Source organism: Streptomyces sp. NPDC014006 (assembly GCF_043088925.1).
In the GTDB taxonomy this organism is placed as follows: domain Bacteria; phylum Actinomycetota; class Actinomycetes; order Streptomycetales; family Streptomycetaceae; genus Streptomyces.
The window spans coordinates 314,719-328,071 of the sequence record NZ_JBICAJ010000006.1 but is presented as its reverse complement, the minus strand read 5'-3'; the positions used below and the strand labels follow the sequence as shown (position 1 = coordinate 328,071).

Genomic DNA, 13,353 nt, shown 5'->3' with positions numbered 1-13,353 from the left:
GAGAAACGCGGGCGCGTGCGTGTGTTTTTTTCCAGGGTCCCCTGTTTGGGGGTGGTCAGTCTCCCCCCCCCCCGCCCCGCCACCGCCTTGTCCGCATACGTTCGTCCCGCTGCGAGCCGCTGGACCAACGGCGGCTCCCCACACGGAGATCGGGGGTGTACGCGTGCGCATCGGACTGGTTACGGAGGGTGGCTACCCCTTTCTGAGCAGTGACGCCGGGCCGTGGTGCGACCGGCTCGTGCGCGGGCTGGGGCAGCACGAGTTCGACGTCTACGCGCTCAGCCGCAGTCGGTGCCAGGAGGACGAGGGCTGGGTTCCGCTGCCGTCGCAGGTCAGCGGGGTGCGTATGGCGCCGCTGTGGACGGCCGAGGACGACGGCGTGAGGTACGGGCGCCGCGCTCGCCGGCGATTCGCCGACTGTTACGGCGAGCTGGTGGCCGCGATCTGTGCGGAGCCGCCCACCGGCCCGGCGCACGCCCCCGAGGCGGACCGTTTCAGCAACGCGCTGTACGGCCTCGCCGACCTCGCCCGCGACGAGGGCGGACTGGTCGGCGCGCTCCGCTCGGAAGGGGCGGTACGCGCCCTCGAACGCGCCTGTCGCGCGCCCGGCGCACTGCGCACCGCACGGGATGCCCGGGTACCGGACCTCCTCACGGTCGCCGCCCACCTGGAAAGCGCCCTGCGCCCCCTCTCCCTCGACTGGTACGACGACGCCGGGCTCGGCTCGGCCGACCTGTGCCACGCCGCCTCCGGCGGCCCGGCCGCCCTGCCCGGCCTGCTCGCCGGTCACTTCTTCGGCGTACCCCTGCTGGTGACCGAGTACGGCGTCCGGCTGCGCAGCCACTATCTGGCGCACGGCGGCGCCGACCCGGACGCCGCACCCGCCGCACGGGCCCTGCTCGCCGCCTTCCACGGGCGGCTCGCCGGCGAGGTCTACCGCCGGGCCGCCTGCGTCACGCCCGGCAACGCGCACGCCCGCCGCTGGCAGGAACGCTGCGGCGCCGACCGGGACAAGCTGCGCACCGTCTACCCGGGCATGGACGCGAGCCGTTTCGCCGAGGTGGGCGAGGCGCCCGACGCCGCCGACCCCGGCACGCTCGTGTGGGTCGGCCGGATCGAACCGGCCAAGGACCTGGTGTCGCTGCTGCACGCCTTCGCCGAGGTCCGCAAGGAGGAGCCGGGCGCGCGTCTGCGGATCGTCGGCCCGGCGGCCGGCGCCGAGGGTGAGGCGTACCTGGCGCACTGCCGGGCGCTCGCCGCCCAGCTCTTCCCCGACGAGGCCGACGGACTGCATACCGTCGGCGACAACCCCGTCTCCTTCGAGGAGATCGGCGGCCCGGAACTGCCCACCCTCGCGGACGCCTACGCGGCGGGCGCGGTCGTCGTGCTGTCCAGCGTCGTCGAGGGCTTCCCGATCGGGCTCGTCGAAGCCATGTTCTGCGCCCGCGCGACCGTCTCCACGGACGCCGGCGCGGTCGTGGAGGTCATCGGCGGCACCGGCCTCGTCGTACCGCCGCGCAACCCGCGGGCGCTCGCCGAGGCGTGCGTGGCGCTGCTGCGCGCCCCCGAGCGCCGTGCGCGCCTGGGCGCGGCCGCACGCGCGCGGGCGCTGGAGCTGTTCACCGTCGAGCAGAACGTCGCGGCATTTCACGGCATTTACCTGGAGCTGGTCTCCCGCTGCCCGGTCAACCGCGTCGTCCTCGACGACGCCGGCGAGCCCCTGCCGTTCGGCGTCCCGGCCGAGGCTCATGTGCCGGGCCGCTGGACCGACTCCGGCGGCGCCCGCGTGATGGCCCGCGGCGGCCCTGGCTGGGCCACGGCATCCCCGGTACGGGCGGCGGCCCGGGCCGGCACCGCTCCGGTCCCGGCGAGAGAGGGGGCGCGATGAGCGGCACGGGAGAGTTCGACCGCCCGAGTGCGCCCAGCAGCCCCGGCGCGTGGGACACGCGGTCGGCACAGTTGCTGGACGAGGCATTGGCGGGGGCGAACGCCGACGGCACACGCGAAGCCGGGGAGGGCCCGGCGGTGACGGGACGGCCGGACGTACCGGACCGCCCCCCGGCCACCACGACCTCCGTAGCATCCGCCGCCTCCACCGACCGCAAGCCCCCCGCCCCCCGGCGCGGAACCGTGGACCCCGTGAAGGCCCTGATGCACCGGCACCGCGAGCTGTGCGAGAGGGCCGTCGATCCACTGGAGATCGCGGCCGGTCTGGAGGCGCACGGTGTCACCGACCGCACCGCCGCCCGCTTCCGCCACCGGGACGTCTTCTCCCTCGCGGAGGAGATGTACGCGCGCGTGCCCCGCACCGGCGACGCCCCGGCGCAGCCCCTGGCCGCCGCCGCGGAGCGGCCGCGCACGGCCTGGCTGCTACTCTCCCTGCTGCCCGGCACCCTGTGCGCTGCGACCGTGGCCGGCCTGCGCCTCACCGACGGCCGCCCACGCCTGTTCGTCGCCCTGGCCGGCGTCCTCGCCCTGGCCGCCGCGCTGCGGGCCGTCCTGCGCCGGGAGCCGCTCGGCGCCCCGCACCGCCTCCGCCCGGGCGTGTGTCGCGCCGGCACTCGCGCGTGGACCTGCTGGCTGCTCGCCTACGCCGCCCTGGGCGACGCCCTGCTGTCGGACGCCGTCACCGGAGGCCCCGACGGCCCGCCCGACGGCACCGCGACCGGCGCCTGGCCCCTCGCCGCCGCCCCCGTCCTGGCGCTCGCCCTCGCCTGCGCCCCCGCCGCCTGGTGCGCCCACCTCCTCTCGGTCCGCGCACGCCGCAAACTCGCCACCAGCCGTGGCCTGGAGGAGTTCGCCGCCGCCGTACGGCCCCTGCTGCTCGGCGTCTTCGCCCTGTTCCTGGCCGCGCTCACCGCTCTGCTCGCCCTGTGCGCGGCGGTCCTGGGCGAGAGCGCCGGCTACGCCCAGGCGCTCACCCTCGGCGCGCTCCTGCTGCTCGCCCGGCTCCTGACCATCCACGGCTTCACCCGCGCCCCCCTGCTCGTCCTCGCCGTCACCGCGGGCTGCGAGGCCGCCATGCAGGCCGTGGTCTTCACCGCCCGCCTGCCCGGATGCGGCTTCCTGGCCACCCCGGTCGAGGCCCTCGTCGGCGCCCTGGGCGCCGGCTCCGTTCCCGCCCTGCTGTGCGGGGCGGCCGCACTGACTCTGCTGATCCACGCGACCCGCACCCTCACACGGGCCTCGGCCCACGCGCGAGCGGACCACCACCGGTGAGCCGCCGGCAGCCCACCCCCCACCGGGCCGCACGCCATCGCAACATCCCTGAAGGAGAAGACCAGATGATCACCTCCCGTGAGGACTCGGCCCGGGGAGCCGCCCGATGAGGGTCCTGCTGATCGGAGCCAACGGCTTCCTCGGCCGCTTCGTCGCCGACCGCCTGCTCGCCGACCCGGCCGTCCAGCTCACCGCGCTCGGCCGCGGCGACGACGCCGACGTCCGTTTCGACCTCGCCAGCGGCAGCCCGGGTGCGCTCACCCGCTTCCTGGACGCGGTGCACCCCGGCGTCGTCATCAACTGCGCCGGCGCCACCCGCGGCGGCGCCCGCGACCTCACGAGGCACAACACCGTCGCCGTCGCCACCGTCTGCGAGGCCCTGCGCCGCAGCGGCTGCGGCGCGCGTCTGGTGCAGATCGGCTGCGGCGCCGAGTACGGCCCCAGCCAGCCCGGCTCCTCCACCGCCGAGGACGCCGTGCCACGCCCAGGCGGCCCGTACGGCGTCAGCAAGCTCGCCGCCACCGAACTGGTCCTCGGCTCCGGCCTGGACGCCGTCGTCCTGCGGGTGTTCTCGCCCGCCGGGCCCGGTACCCCGGCCGGCTCCCCGCTCGGCCGGCTCGCCGAGGCCATGCGGCGCGCCATGCAGTCCGGTGACGGTGAGCTCAAGCTCGGCGGCCTCGGCGCGCAGCGGGACTTCATCGACGTCCGCGACGTCGCCCGCGCCGTGCACGCCGCCTCGCTGTCGGCCGCGCAGGGTGTCATCAACATCGGCTCGGGCCGCGCCGTCCGGCTGCGCGACGCCGCCGCGACCCTCGCCCGGGTCGCCGGATACGGAGGCGCGCTGCACGAGCTGGACGGCCCGCCCGGCCCCCTCAGGTCGACGATCGGCCACCCGCGCGCCGACTCCGACCACGTCGTGCCGGTGGCGTACCCGTACCCGGACGGCTGCGGCAGCTGGCAGCAGGCCGATGTGCGCACCGCGCGCGACCGGCTGGGCTGGCGGCCGCGGATCAACCTCGAAGAATCCCTCGCCGACATCTGGATGGAGGCGGCATGCCGCATCTGACCAGCACGACAGCGGGCTCCGCCGGCACGGTCCTGCGCACCGGCCTCGGCATCCCCGGCCTCGCCCACCCCCTTGTCGCCCCGGCCGAGTGGGGCGAGCTCACCCGGCCGGGCACGCCGCTGCACTGGGTCGTCCTCGACGTCGCCGACGGCCCCGGTGCCCGCCCCGACCCGCACTGCCTGCAGGCCGCCGGCCGGCTGCGCAACGCGGGCGTGCGCGTCCTGGGCCGGCTGGACGCCGCACGCACGGCCGGCGAGCTGATCGGCGACGCCGAGCGCTACCTCGACTGGTACCAGGTCGACGGCTTCCTGCTGCACCGCTGCCCCGTCGACCGCACCGACCTCCCGGCGGTGCGCCGCACGGTCTCCGCGCTGCGCGCCCGGCGTGACGATGCCCACATCGTCCTGGGCCACGGCACCCACCCGTACCCCGGCTACGCCGAGAGCGCCGACCAGCTGGTGACCTTCAGCGGCGCCTGGCGCGATTACCGCTGGTCGCAGGCGGCCGAGTGGACCGCGGACTATCCGCCGGAGCGCTTCTGCCACTTCGTGCACGGCGTGCCCCAGCCGCACCTGGACGAGGCGCTGCGCATCGCCCGCTGGCACGGCGCGGCCACGATCTGGTTCACCGACCGCGTGGCAGACGGCGGCCGGGGGTGCGACAGCATGGACGCGTGGACCACGATGCCCGGCTTCTGGGACGACATCGTCTCGCGGGTCGGGACAGGTGTCTCGGAATGAAAAAGGCCATGGCACTGTTACGGGGAGAACAACCGTAGTGATTGACCGACCAACGGAGTCCCCGTGTCGTTGCCACCCCTGGTCGAGCCAGCAGCTGAGCTCACCGTAGACGAGGTCCGCCGGTACTCCCGCCACCTGATCATTCCCGACGTGGGGATGGACGGGCAGAAGCGGCTGAAGAACGCCAAGGTGCTCTGTGTGGGCGCCGGCGGCCTGGGCTCGCCGGCGCTGATGTACCTGGCCGCCGCGGGCGTCGGCACGCTCGGCATCGTGGAGTTCGACGAGGTCGACGAGTCGAACCTGCAGCGCCAGATCATCCACAGCCAGTCCGACATCGGCCGTTCGAAGGCGGAGTCGGCCCGCGACAGCGTCAAGGGCATCAACCCGTACGTGAACGTGGTCCTTCACGAGGAGCGGCTCGAGGCCGACAACGTGATGGACATCTTCAGCCAGTACGACCTGATCATCGACGGCACGGACAACTTCGCGACGCGTTACCTGGTCAACGACGCGTGCGTGCTGCTGAACAAGCCGTACGTATGGGGCTCGATCTACCGCTTCGACGGTCAGGCCTCCGTCTTCTGGTCCGAGCACGGTCCCTGCTACCGCTGCCTCTACCCGGAGCCCCCGCCCCCCGGCATGGTCCCCTCCTGCGCCGAGGGCGGCGTGCTGGGCGTGCTGTGCGCGTCCATCGGCTCCATCCAGGTCAACGAGGCCATCAAGCTCCTCGCGGGCATCGGCGAGCCGCTGGTCGGCCGCCTGATGATCTACGACGCCCTGGAGATGACCTACCGCCAGGTCAAGGTCCGCAAGGACCCCAACTGCGCGGTCTGCGGCGAGAACCCGACCGTCACCGAGCTCATCGACTACGAGGCCTTCTGCGGCGTCGTGTCCGAGGAGGCCCAGGAGGCGGCCGCCGGTTCGACGATCACTCCCAAGCAGCTCAAGGAGTGGATCGACGACGGCGAGAACATCGAGATCATCGATGTCCGCGAGCCCAACGAGTACGAGATCGTGTCCATCCCGGGCGCCCGTCTCGTCCCGAAGAACGAGTTCCTCATGGGCACCGCCCTCGAGGGTCTCCCGCAGGACAAGAAGATTGTCTTGCATTGCAAGACGGGTGTCCGCAGTGCGGAAGTCCTCGCGGTCCTGAAGTCCGCGGGCTTCGCCGACGCGGTCCACGTGGGCGGCGGAGTCATCGGCTGGGTCAACCAGATCGAACCGCACAAGCCGGTCTACTGAGTCGCAGCCCCGCTGTGCGTGGCGGGGGTTCCGGGTGCCTTCCACGGCGTCCGGGGCCCCCGCCTTCTTCATGAGCAGACCGTGTCGGGCTTCGGCAGTGTGCCCTTCAGCAGGTACGCGTTCACCGTCGTGTCCACGCAGTCGCTGCCGCTGCCGTACGCTCCATGGCCCTCGCCCTTCCAGGTGAGGAGGGTGCCGACGTTCTTGCCGAGTTCGTCGGCCATGCGGCGCGCTCCCTCGTAGGGGGTGGCCGGATCGCCCGTGTTGCCCACGACCAGGATGGGGGCCGCGCCCGGGGCGCTCACCTGCGGTGTGCCGTACTGGCCCGGCACCGGCCAGTCGTGGCACCAGCCGGCCGTGTCCCAGGCGAGGAAGGGGCCGAAGACCGGCGAGATGCGGGTGAAGGACGCCAGACGCTGCCGCGTCTGCCGCGATGTCGGGCGCTGCTTCTCGTCCAGGCAGGATATGAGCCGCTGGGAGTGGGACGAGGTGCCGTAGTGGCCCGAGACGTCGCGTTCGTTGTAGCCGTCGGCGAGGGCCAGCAGTTCCGTGCCGTCACCGCGTTCCGCCGAGCCGAGCGCGCTCGTCAGGTTCGGCCAGCTCTGCTTGCTGTACAGCGGCAGGACGATGCCGGTCACCGCGAGGGTCTGGGTCAGCTTCCGTCCGGACGCGGTGGGCAGCGGACGGGTGTCCAGCCGGTTCACCAGGTCGGCGATCTCGCGGGTGCCCTGCTCCGGGTCCTGGCCGGTGGACTTCAGATAGTCGTCCAGCGCCCGCTGGAAGCCGCGGGTCTGGTTCTCCGCGTGGCCCACGGTGTCGGCGCTCGGGTCGACCACCGCGTCGAGGAGCAGCCGGCCCACGTTCCGCGGGAACAGATGGGCGTAGACGCCGCCCAGCTCGGTGCCGTAGGAGATGCCGAAGTAGTGCATCTTCGCGTCGCCGAGTACCTGGCGCATCAGATCCATGTCGCGTGCGGTGTCGGTGGTGGACACGTGCGCCATCAGCTCGCCGGCGGCCTGCCGGCAGCCTTTGCCGAAGGCGGTGGCGTCACCGAGGAACGCCCGCTCCTCGGCCGGTGTGTCCGGTGTCGCGTCGACCGCCTCGGCGGCCTCGATCTCCCGGTCGCCCCGGCAGCGCACGCCCTCGCTGGCGGCCACCCCGCGCGGATCCCAGCTGACCAGGTCGTAGTGTTCCCGCAGCCGCGAGACGAGCGGTGCGTACGACGGCAGGCCGGCCACGCCGGAGCCGCCCGGCCCGCCGAAGTTGAACAGCAGCGAGCCGATGCGGTCGCCGCCGTCGGCCTTGGCCCGGATCAGGGCGAGGCCGATCGTCCGTCCGGCCGGCCGCGACCAGTCCAGCGGTGCCCTGAGCGTGGCGCACTGCCACTCGCCGCTCGGGGCGGGGGAGTCGGCGGTGCCCTTGCATCGGCCCCAGTCGAGCTTCTGCGCGGTGAGCGCCGACGGTAGTCCCGCTGCCGTGCCGGGGGCGGTGGCCGATGCGTGTGTGTCGCTCCCCTCCGGCTTGCCGCCCTCGGGTGACGAGCCCCCGTCGCAGCCGGACAGCAGCAGCGCGGCAGCGGCTGCGAGCGCCGCCCACCGGATCGAACGTGCCATGCGCCTTACCCCCTCGTGGACCGTCCGCACCGGGCGGCGAACGGCGGTCAGGCCATCGTAGGTGGACCAGGCGGGTCCGGGCGGAGCCTGTGGATAACCCTGTGACCTGCGGGTTTGGCGCAGTGCAGGGTCACGAGCAGACCGTGCCGGCCGGCGGTACCTTCCCGTCCAGCAGATAGCCGTTGACCGCGGACTGCACGCATTTGTTCTTGCTGTCGTAGGCGCCGTGCCCCTGCCCCTTGTACGTCAGCTCCACTCCCACGCCCTTGCCCAGGGCGTCGACCATCTTGCGGGCGCCCTCGTACGGGGTGGCCGGGTCGCCGGTGTTGCCCACGACGAGGATCGGGGCCGAGCCGGGCGCGCTGACGTCGGGGTGGTCGGAGGCGCCGGGCACCGCCCAGTCGGTGCAGCTGACCATGGACCAGGCCAGGAAGTCGCCGAACAGCGGCGAGGCGGCCCGGAAGGCGGGCAGCTTCTTCTGCACGTAGTCGGCGGTGTAGCGGGCTTTGTCGTCGGCGCAGTTGATGGAGACGTTGGCGGCGGTGATGTTGCTGTACTCACCGTTCTCGTTGCGTCCGTTCATCGAGTCGGACAGGGCCATGAGGATCCTGCCGTTGCCGCTGTAGGCCTCCTGCAGTCCCTCGGTGAGGTACTCCCAGAAGTCCTTGGAGTACAGGGCCTGCGCGATGCCGTTGGTGGCGGCGGTCTGGGTCAGCTGGCGCGGGAAGATACCCGGGATCGGCTTGCGGTCCAGGTCCCTCAGAAACGTGGCGATGCGGTCCTTGACGGCCTGCGGGGTGTCCCCGAGCGGGCAGTCCTCCGTCTTGGAGGTGCAGTCCTTCGCGAAGTTGTCCAGGGCGAGCTGGAAGCCCTCGGCCTGGCCGAGCGCGCCCTGCTCGGCGTTCTGCGTCGGGTCGACGACCGCGTCGAACACGGCCCGTCCGACGTGCCGTGGGAACAGGTGGGCGTAGACGCCGCCCAGCTCGGTGCCGTAGGAGATGCCGAAGTAGTACAGCTTGGCGTCGCCGAGGACCTGGCGCATCAGGTCCATGTCGCGGGCCGCGTCCGTGGTGCGCACATGCGGCAGGACCCGCTTGGAGTTGTGTTCGCAGGCCGAGTTGAAGTCCTTCGTGTTGTCCAGGTACGTCGTGCGCTCGGCGGTGTCGTCGGGAGTGGCGTCCTGCTGGAAGTAGGCGTCCAGCTGCTGATCGTCCTCGCACTTCACCGGCGCGCTGCGGCCCACCCCGCGCGGGTCGAAGCTGACCAGGTCGAAGCGGGTGCGCAGGGTGGCGTAGTCCTGGCCGAAGGCGGGCAGCGTGGTCACGCCGGAGCCGCCGGGGCCGCCGAAGTTGAAGATCAGCGAGCCGATGCGCCGGTTCTGCGGGCCGCTGGCCTTGGCCCGGATGAGCGCGATGCCGATCGTGTCGCCCTTGGGCTTGGCCCAGTCGAGGGGGGCCTTCAGGGTCGCGCACTGCCACTGGCCGCCGTTCGGCAGCGCAGAGGGAGCGTTGCCGCCGCCCTCCGCCTGCGAGGGGGCGGGGCAGTCTTTCCAGCTCAGCTTCTGGTCCGTCAGGTCCTCGTCCTTGTTGTCGTCACCGCAGGCCGTCAGGGCTGCCGACAGCAGCAGGGCGGTGGCGGTCAGGGCGGCGGCGCGCAGCCGGGAGGGGTTGGGCATGATCCCATCGTGCGGTCACGCCCGCCCACGCGCGCGGGGCGCGGGCCGTTGGGGGGACGCGGGGCGGCAGCGCTTTTGCGGGGGCCCCGCGACTCTCCTTGCGAGTCCTACAGCGCTCCCTTGCGCGTGAGCTGGTTGAACGCCAGCCAGCCGGGCAGCACCGGAAGCCACAGCGTGAGCAGCCGGAACAGCAGTACGGAGGGCGCGGCGACCTCCTTGGGCAGTCCGACGGCGATCAGGCCCAGCGTCAGGGACGCCTCGACGGCGCCGACACCGCCCGGGGTCGGCGCGGCCGAGCCGAGAGCGTTGCCGGCGAGGAAGACGACGGCGACGCTGGCGATGCTCAGCGAGGCCGAGCCGTCGCCGAAGGCGCGGATGGAGGCGTCCAGGCACATCACGAAGCAGGCGGTGAGCAGCAGCATGCCGCCGATGCCGGTGACGAGCTTCTGCGGCCGCTGCAGCACGTCGAGCATGCGCGGGATGACGCCCGCGAACAGCGACCGCACGCGCGTGACGATGAACTTGCGCATGAACGGCACCGACGTCACCACGAGGACGAGGACCGCGACGGTCAGCAGACCCGCGATGACCGTGCGAGACGGCGACAACGACGGCGTCTTCTCGGTGCCGGTCAGATAGCCGAACGACAGCAGCATCAGGATGTGCGCGCCGAGGCCGAACAACTGCGAGGCGCCCACGCTCGCCACCGCGAGCCCCGGCCGCACCCCCGCGCGCTGCAGGAAGCGGGTGTTCAGGGCGACGCCGCCCACGGCGGGGGGAGCGACGATCTTCACGAAGGACCCGGCGACCTGCGCGGCCACCGTCCTGGGGAACGGCACCCGCTCGGGCACGAAGCCCAGCAGGCTCATCGCCGCGGCGACATAGCTCACCGCCGAGAACAGCACCGCCGCGGCCACCCAGCCCCACTGGGCGTTGGCCACGAGCGGTCCGAACTCGATGTGGGTGAGCTGGGTGAGCAGGAAGTACGCGCCGATGGCGCCGGCGATGAAGCTGATCAGCGTGCGCGGCCGCACCCGCTCCAACCGGGCGGGCTCGACCGGCGCCTGCGGCCTGATCAGCAGGACTTCGTGGCGGATCTGACTGAGCAGATCCTCCTCACGGGCCTCCGCGCGCGCCTCCTCCAGCGCCTCGTCGACGGCCCGCTTCTCGGCTCGCGCATGCGCCCGTACGGCCTTCTTGTCGGCCTCGTCCGGCAGGCTCTCGCCCTCTTCGTGGACCTCGGCACGGATCTGCTTGGCGTGCTTGGCGGCTTCCAGGACCGCCTCGCGCTCGCGCTGGGCACGCTCGCGTGCCAGCCTGCGCAGCGTCGCGCGCGTGGAGCGGGTCAGCGCGATCGGCTGGAGCATCGGCAGGCAGTCGGCCACGGTGTCGGGGCCGAGGACGCTCACCGCGGAGGCCACCGCCCGCTCGGCGCCCACCCGCAGGCCCAGCGTGGTCACCAGCTGCGCGACGTCCATGCGCAGCAGCAGATCGCCGGCCGCGATCTCACCGCCGCGCAGGTCGGTGAGGATCACTCTGCCGGAACGATCCACCAGGATCGCGTCACCGGCCAGCCTGCGGTGCGCGATGCGCCGCGACTGCAGGGCGCGTAGCTGGTGCCAGGCGTTGAGCAGCAGCTCGTCGGTGATCTCCTCGTCGGCCAGCGAGTCCAGGGTGCGTCCGCCGGTGTGCTCGTAGACCAGCATGACGGCGTCGGGTCCGAGCTCGGAGGTGGCGATCAGCTTGGGCGCGTTGGCGCCGGCGGCGATCGCGGCGTAGGCGAGCAGTGCCTCCTGCTCCAGGGCCTGGCGCAGCGACTGCAGGCTGCTGCGGGTGGCGAAACCGCGCAGCGTCAGGTTGCGCCAGGCGCGGTAGAAGAAGCCCTGGGCCTGCTGTTCGCGGTCGACGACCGTGACGTCCAGCGGCGGGCCGTCCTCCAGGGTGACGAAGTAGCGCCGGCCGCGGTCGCCGTTCTCGGCGGCCTCCGGCGCCTCCTCGCGGGCGGCGCTGACGGGGTGGAAGCCCACGGTCCGCAGGCCGGCCATCAGGGTGCGGCCGGTGGGGCGGACGTTGGGCGAGCCGACCGCGTACAGGGTGCCGTAGGCCACGGTCCAGCCGATGAGCACCGTCAGGATGATCGAGAACGGTGTCGTGTAGCCCGTGACGAGCATCGAGAAGGCGTCGAGGAGCAGCACGATCCACAGCACGGCCCGCCAGCGCGGCCTGCGGGACATGCCGACGGCTGTCATGTAGGCGATGACCGGGGCGAGGTAGCCGTGCACCGGGTCGGTCAGCGCATGGATGTCGCCGGGAGAGGGCTGGGTGAGCGCCTCCTGGATGGAGTCGGGGGCGGCCTTGGCGACCCACAGATCGGTGGCCAGCGTCACGCCGTGCGCGAGGACGGCCGCGAGAACGCCGTCCGCGATGCGCAGCCCGTCCCGCTTGATCAGCCGCTCGATCGCGAAGGCGACGGGCACCAGCAGGATCGCGATGCTGGAGGCCAGGCCGGCGATCTTGATGAGCAGGTCGGGCGCCTGCCCGGTGCCCTTGTTGATGTCCTGTTCGAGGCCGGAGGTGGTGCCGTGGGCGAACGCGGCGATGCCCAGCAGGACGACGACGGCGAGCACGCCCACCGCCAGCCGCATCAGGTCGGAGGGGCGGTGCACGCGCGCGGGGAGCAGCGGTTCGTCGCCCTCCACCTCGTCGATGTGCGTCACGTCACCTGCCTGGTCACCGCCGCGCGAGGCGTCCGGGGTGTCCCTGTTCTTCGTGTGCCGCACGGGTTGGTCGCCGTTCGTGGGCTCGTCGTCCTGACCGGCGTTCGCGGGCTCGCGGACCTCACCGGTGTATGCGGCCTCGCCGCCCTTGTCACCGCCGCCGTCGCCACTGCCGCCGGTGCCCGGGCGCGACGCAGCGTCAGAGGTGCCCTCCGCGTCCCCGGGGTGCACGCCCTGCTGCTTCATCGCCTCTTCTTGATCTCGTATCACCGGTCACCGCCCGCACGATGGTGGCATGCCCCACCGACACACGGGGGCATCAGGGTGCAGATGCGGGTGAAGATGCGGGGGCGCACAGTCTGCCCGAAGCGCCCTCCAGGGCGGGGATCACCCACCGTGTGGAGTCGGTCACGCTGTCGGTGGGGTGGTGCAGGATGGGACGAATGAGCGAGCAGAGCCTGCCGGACGAGGCCCGTCCGGAGTACGCCGCCGCCCGCCCCGAGGACGCCGGCGCGCTCCCGGAGTACGCCGAGCGGGTCCTCGAGGTCGCCGAGCTGATCCCGCCGGGGCGCGTCATGACGTACGGGGATGTCGCCGAGTGGCTTGAGGAGGGCGGACCCCGCCAGGTCGGGCGGGTGATGTCGCTCTACGGGGGCGCCGTCCCGTGGTGGCGCGTGGTGCGGTCCGACGGGGTTCTGCTGCCGGGACACGAGCACCGGGCGCTCGGGCACTACCGCGCGGAGGGCACACCGCTGAAGGAGGCGAGCCGGGCCGCGCAGGGTCATCTGCCGCGCCTCGACATGAAACGCGCGCGGTGGGACGGCGGCGGACGCGCTGACGCTCACATCTGACAGCTTCCGCCATGCAGCGCCCCCCGGTGTGACCTGTGACCCGTACGGGTGAACAAGGGCACAACCGTGGCATGACGTACGTTCGAGGGGCGAGGGACTCGCGTGGCGCGAGCGTCGGAGGGGAAGAAGCGGAAGTCCTGCTTCCGCCCGACCGCCCGGCGTAGCCTCGCCTGCGCGCGTCCCCCTCGTCCCGAGGCCACCACCGTGCACGCACGGGTGGTCGCACACCC

General features: G+C 72.8%; 9 protein-coding genes. 6 read left to right on the top strand and 3 right to left on the bottom strand.

The genetic code is table 11. From position 1 onward, the window contains the following. Positions 1-163: 163 nt before the first annotated feature. The 5 genes from ACF1GV_RS22390 to moeZ all read left to right on the top strand — a co-directional run bounded on the left by ACF1GV_RS22390 (position 164) and on the right by moeZ (position 6,267). Entirely contained in the window at positions 164-1,888 is a 1,725-nt protein-coding gene (locus ACF1GV_RS22390; RefSeq protein ID WP_391683582.1) for a DUF3492 domain-containing protein, read from the top strand. Then, positions 1,885-3,219, top strand: coding sequence for a hypothetical protein (locus ACF1GV_RS22385; RefSeq protein WP_391683580.1), 1,335 nt, complete (start codon positions 1,885-1,887; stop codon positions 3,217-3,219). The genes ACF1GV_RS22390 and ACF1GV_RS22385 overlap by 4 nt, the downstream gene beginning before the upstream one ends. A gap of 106 nt (positions 3,220-3,325) precedes the next feature. Beyond that, on the top strand, positions 3,326-4,285 hold the full coding sequence (locus ACF1GV_RS22380) for an NAD-dependent epimerase/dehydratase family protein (protein WP_363262662.1): 960 nt from the start codon (positions 3,326-3,328) through the stop codon (positions 4,283-4,285). Beyond that, positions 4,273-5,025, top strand: a complete 753-nt coding sequence (locus tag ACF1GV_RS22375) for a phage tail protein (RefSeq protein ID WP_391683575.1) — start codon at positions 4,273-4,275, stop codon at positions 5,023-5,025. The genes ACF1GV_RS22380 and ACF1GV_RS22375 overlap by 13 nt, the downstream gene beginning before the upstream one ends. A gap of 63 nt (positions 5,026-5,088) precedes the next feature. After that, positions 5,089-6,267 (top strand): adenylyltransferase/sulfurtransferase MoeZ, encoded by a 1,179-nt coding sequence (moeZ, locus tag ACF1GV_RS22370; protein ID WP_363262660.1) that lies wholly within the window; start codon positions 5,089-5,091, stop codon positions 6,265-6,267. 68 nt (positions 6,268-6,335) lie between these two features. On the opposite strand, the gene ACF1GV_RS22365 is transcribed toward moeZ, so the two are convergent. The 3 genes from ACF1GV_RS22365 to ACF1GV_RS22355 form a co-directional block, all read right to left on the bottom strand. Further along, a complete protein-coding gene (locus tag ACF1GV_RS22365; protein ID WP_391683572.1) occupies positions 6,336-7,880 on the bottom strand; it encodes an alpha/beta hydrolase in 1,545 nt (514 codons plus the stop codon). A gap of 130 nt (positions 7,881-8,010) precedes the next feature. After that, positions 8,011-9,555, bottom strand: a complete 1,545-nt coding sequence (locus ACF1GV_RS22360) for an alpha/beta hydrolase (RefSeq protein WP_391683570.1) — start codon at positions 9,553-9,555, stop codon at positions 8,011-8,013. A 107-nt stretch (positions 9,556-9,662) separates the two neighbouring features. Next, a complete protein-coding gene (locus tag ACF1GV_RS22355; protein ID WP_391683568.1) occupies positions 9,663-12,518 on the bottom strand; it encodes a lysylphosphatidylglycerol synthase domain-containing protein in 2,856 nt (951 codons plus the stop codon). 197 nt (positions 12,519-12,715) lie between these two features. Between ACF1GV_RS22355 and ACF1GV_RS22350 the strand changes: the two genes are divergently transcribed. Then, positions 12,716-13,123, top strand: a complete 408-nt coding sequence (locus tag ACF1GV_RS22350) for an MGMT family protein (protein WP_391683565.1) — start codon at positions 12,716-12,718, stop codon at positions 13,121-13,123. Positions 13,124-13,353 lie beyond the last annotated feature (230 nt).

Coding starts and splice junctions, on each gene's coding strand:
- ACF1GV_RS22385 (WP_391683580.1), top strand. CDS start 1,885: ATGAGCGGCACGGGAGAGTTCGACCGCCCGAGTGCGCCCAGCAGCCCC.
- ACF1GV_RS22380 (WP_363262662.1), top strand. CDS start 3,326: ATGAGGGTCCTGCTGATCGGAGCCAACGGCTTCCTCGGCCGCTTCGTC.
- ACF1GV_RS22365 (WP_391683572.1), bottom strand. CDS start 7,880: ATGGCACGTTCGATCCGGTGGGCGGCGCTCGCAGCCGCTGCCGCGCTG.
- ACF1GV_RS22350 (WP_391683565.1), top strand. CDS start 12,716: ATGAGCGAGCAGAGCCTGCCGGACGAGGCCCGTCCGGAGTACGCCGCC.
- ACF1GV_RS22375 (WP_391683575.1), top strand. CDS start 4,273: ATGCCGCATCTGACCAGCACGACAGCGGGCTCCGCCGGCACGGTCCTG.
- ACF1GV_RS22355 (WP_391683568.1), bottom strand. CDS start 12,518: ATGAAGCAGCAGGGCGTGCACCCCGGGGACGCGGAGGGCACCTCTGAC.
- ACF1GV_RS22360 (WP_391683570.1), bottom strand. CDS start 9,555: ATGCCCAACCCCTCCCGGCTGCGCGCCGCCGCCCTGACCGCCACCGCC.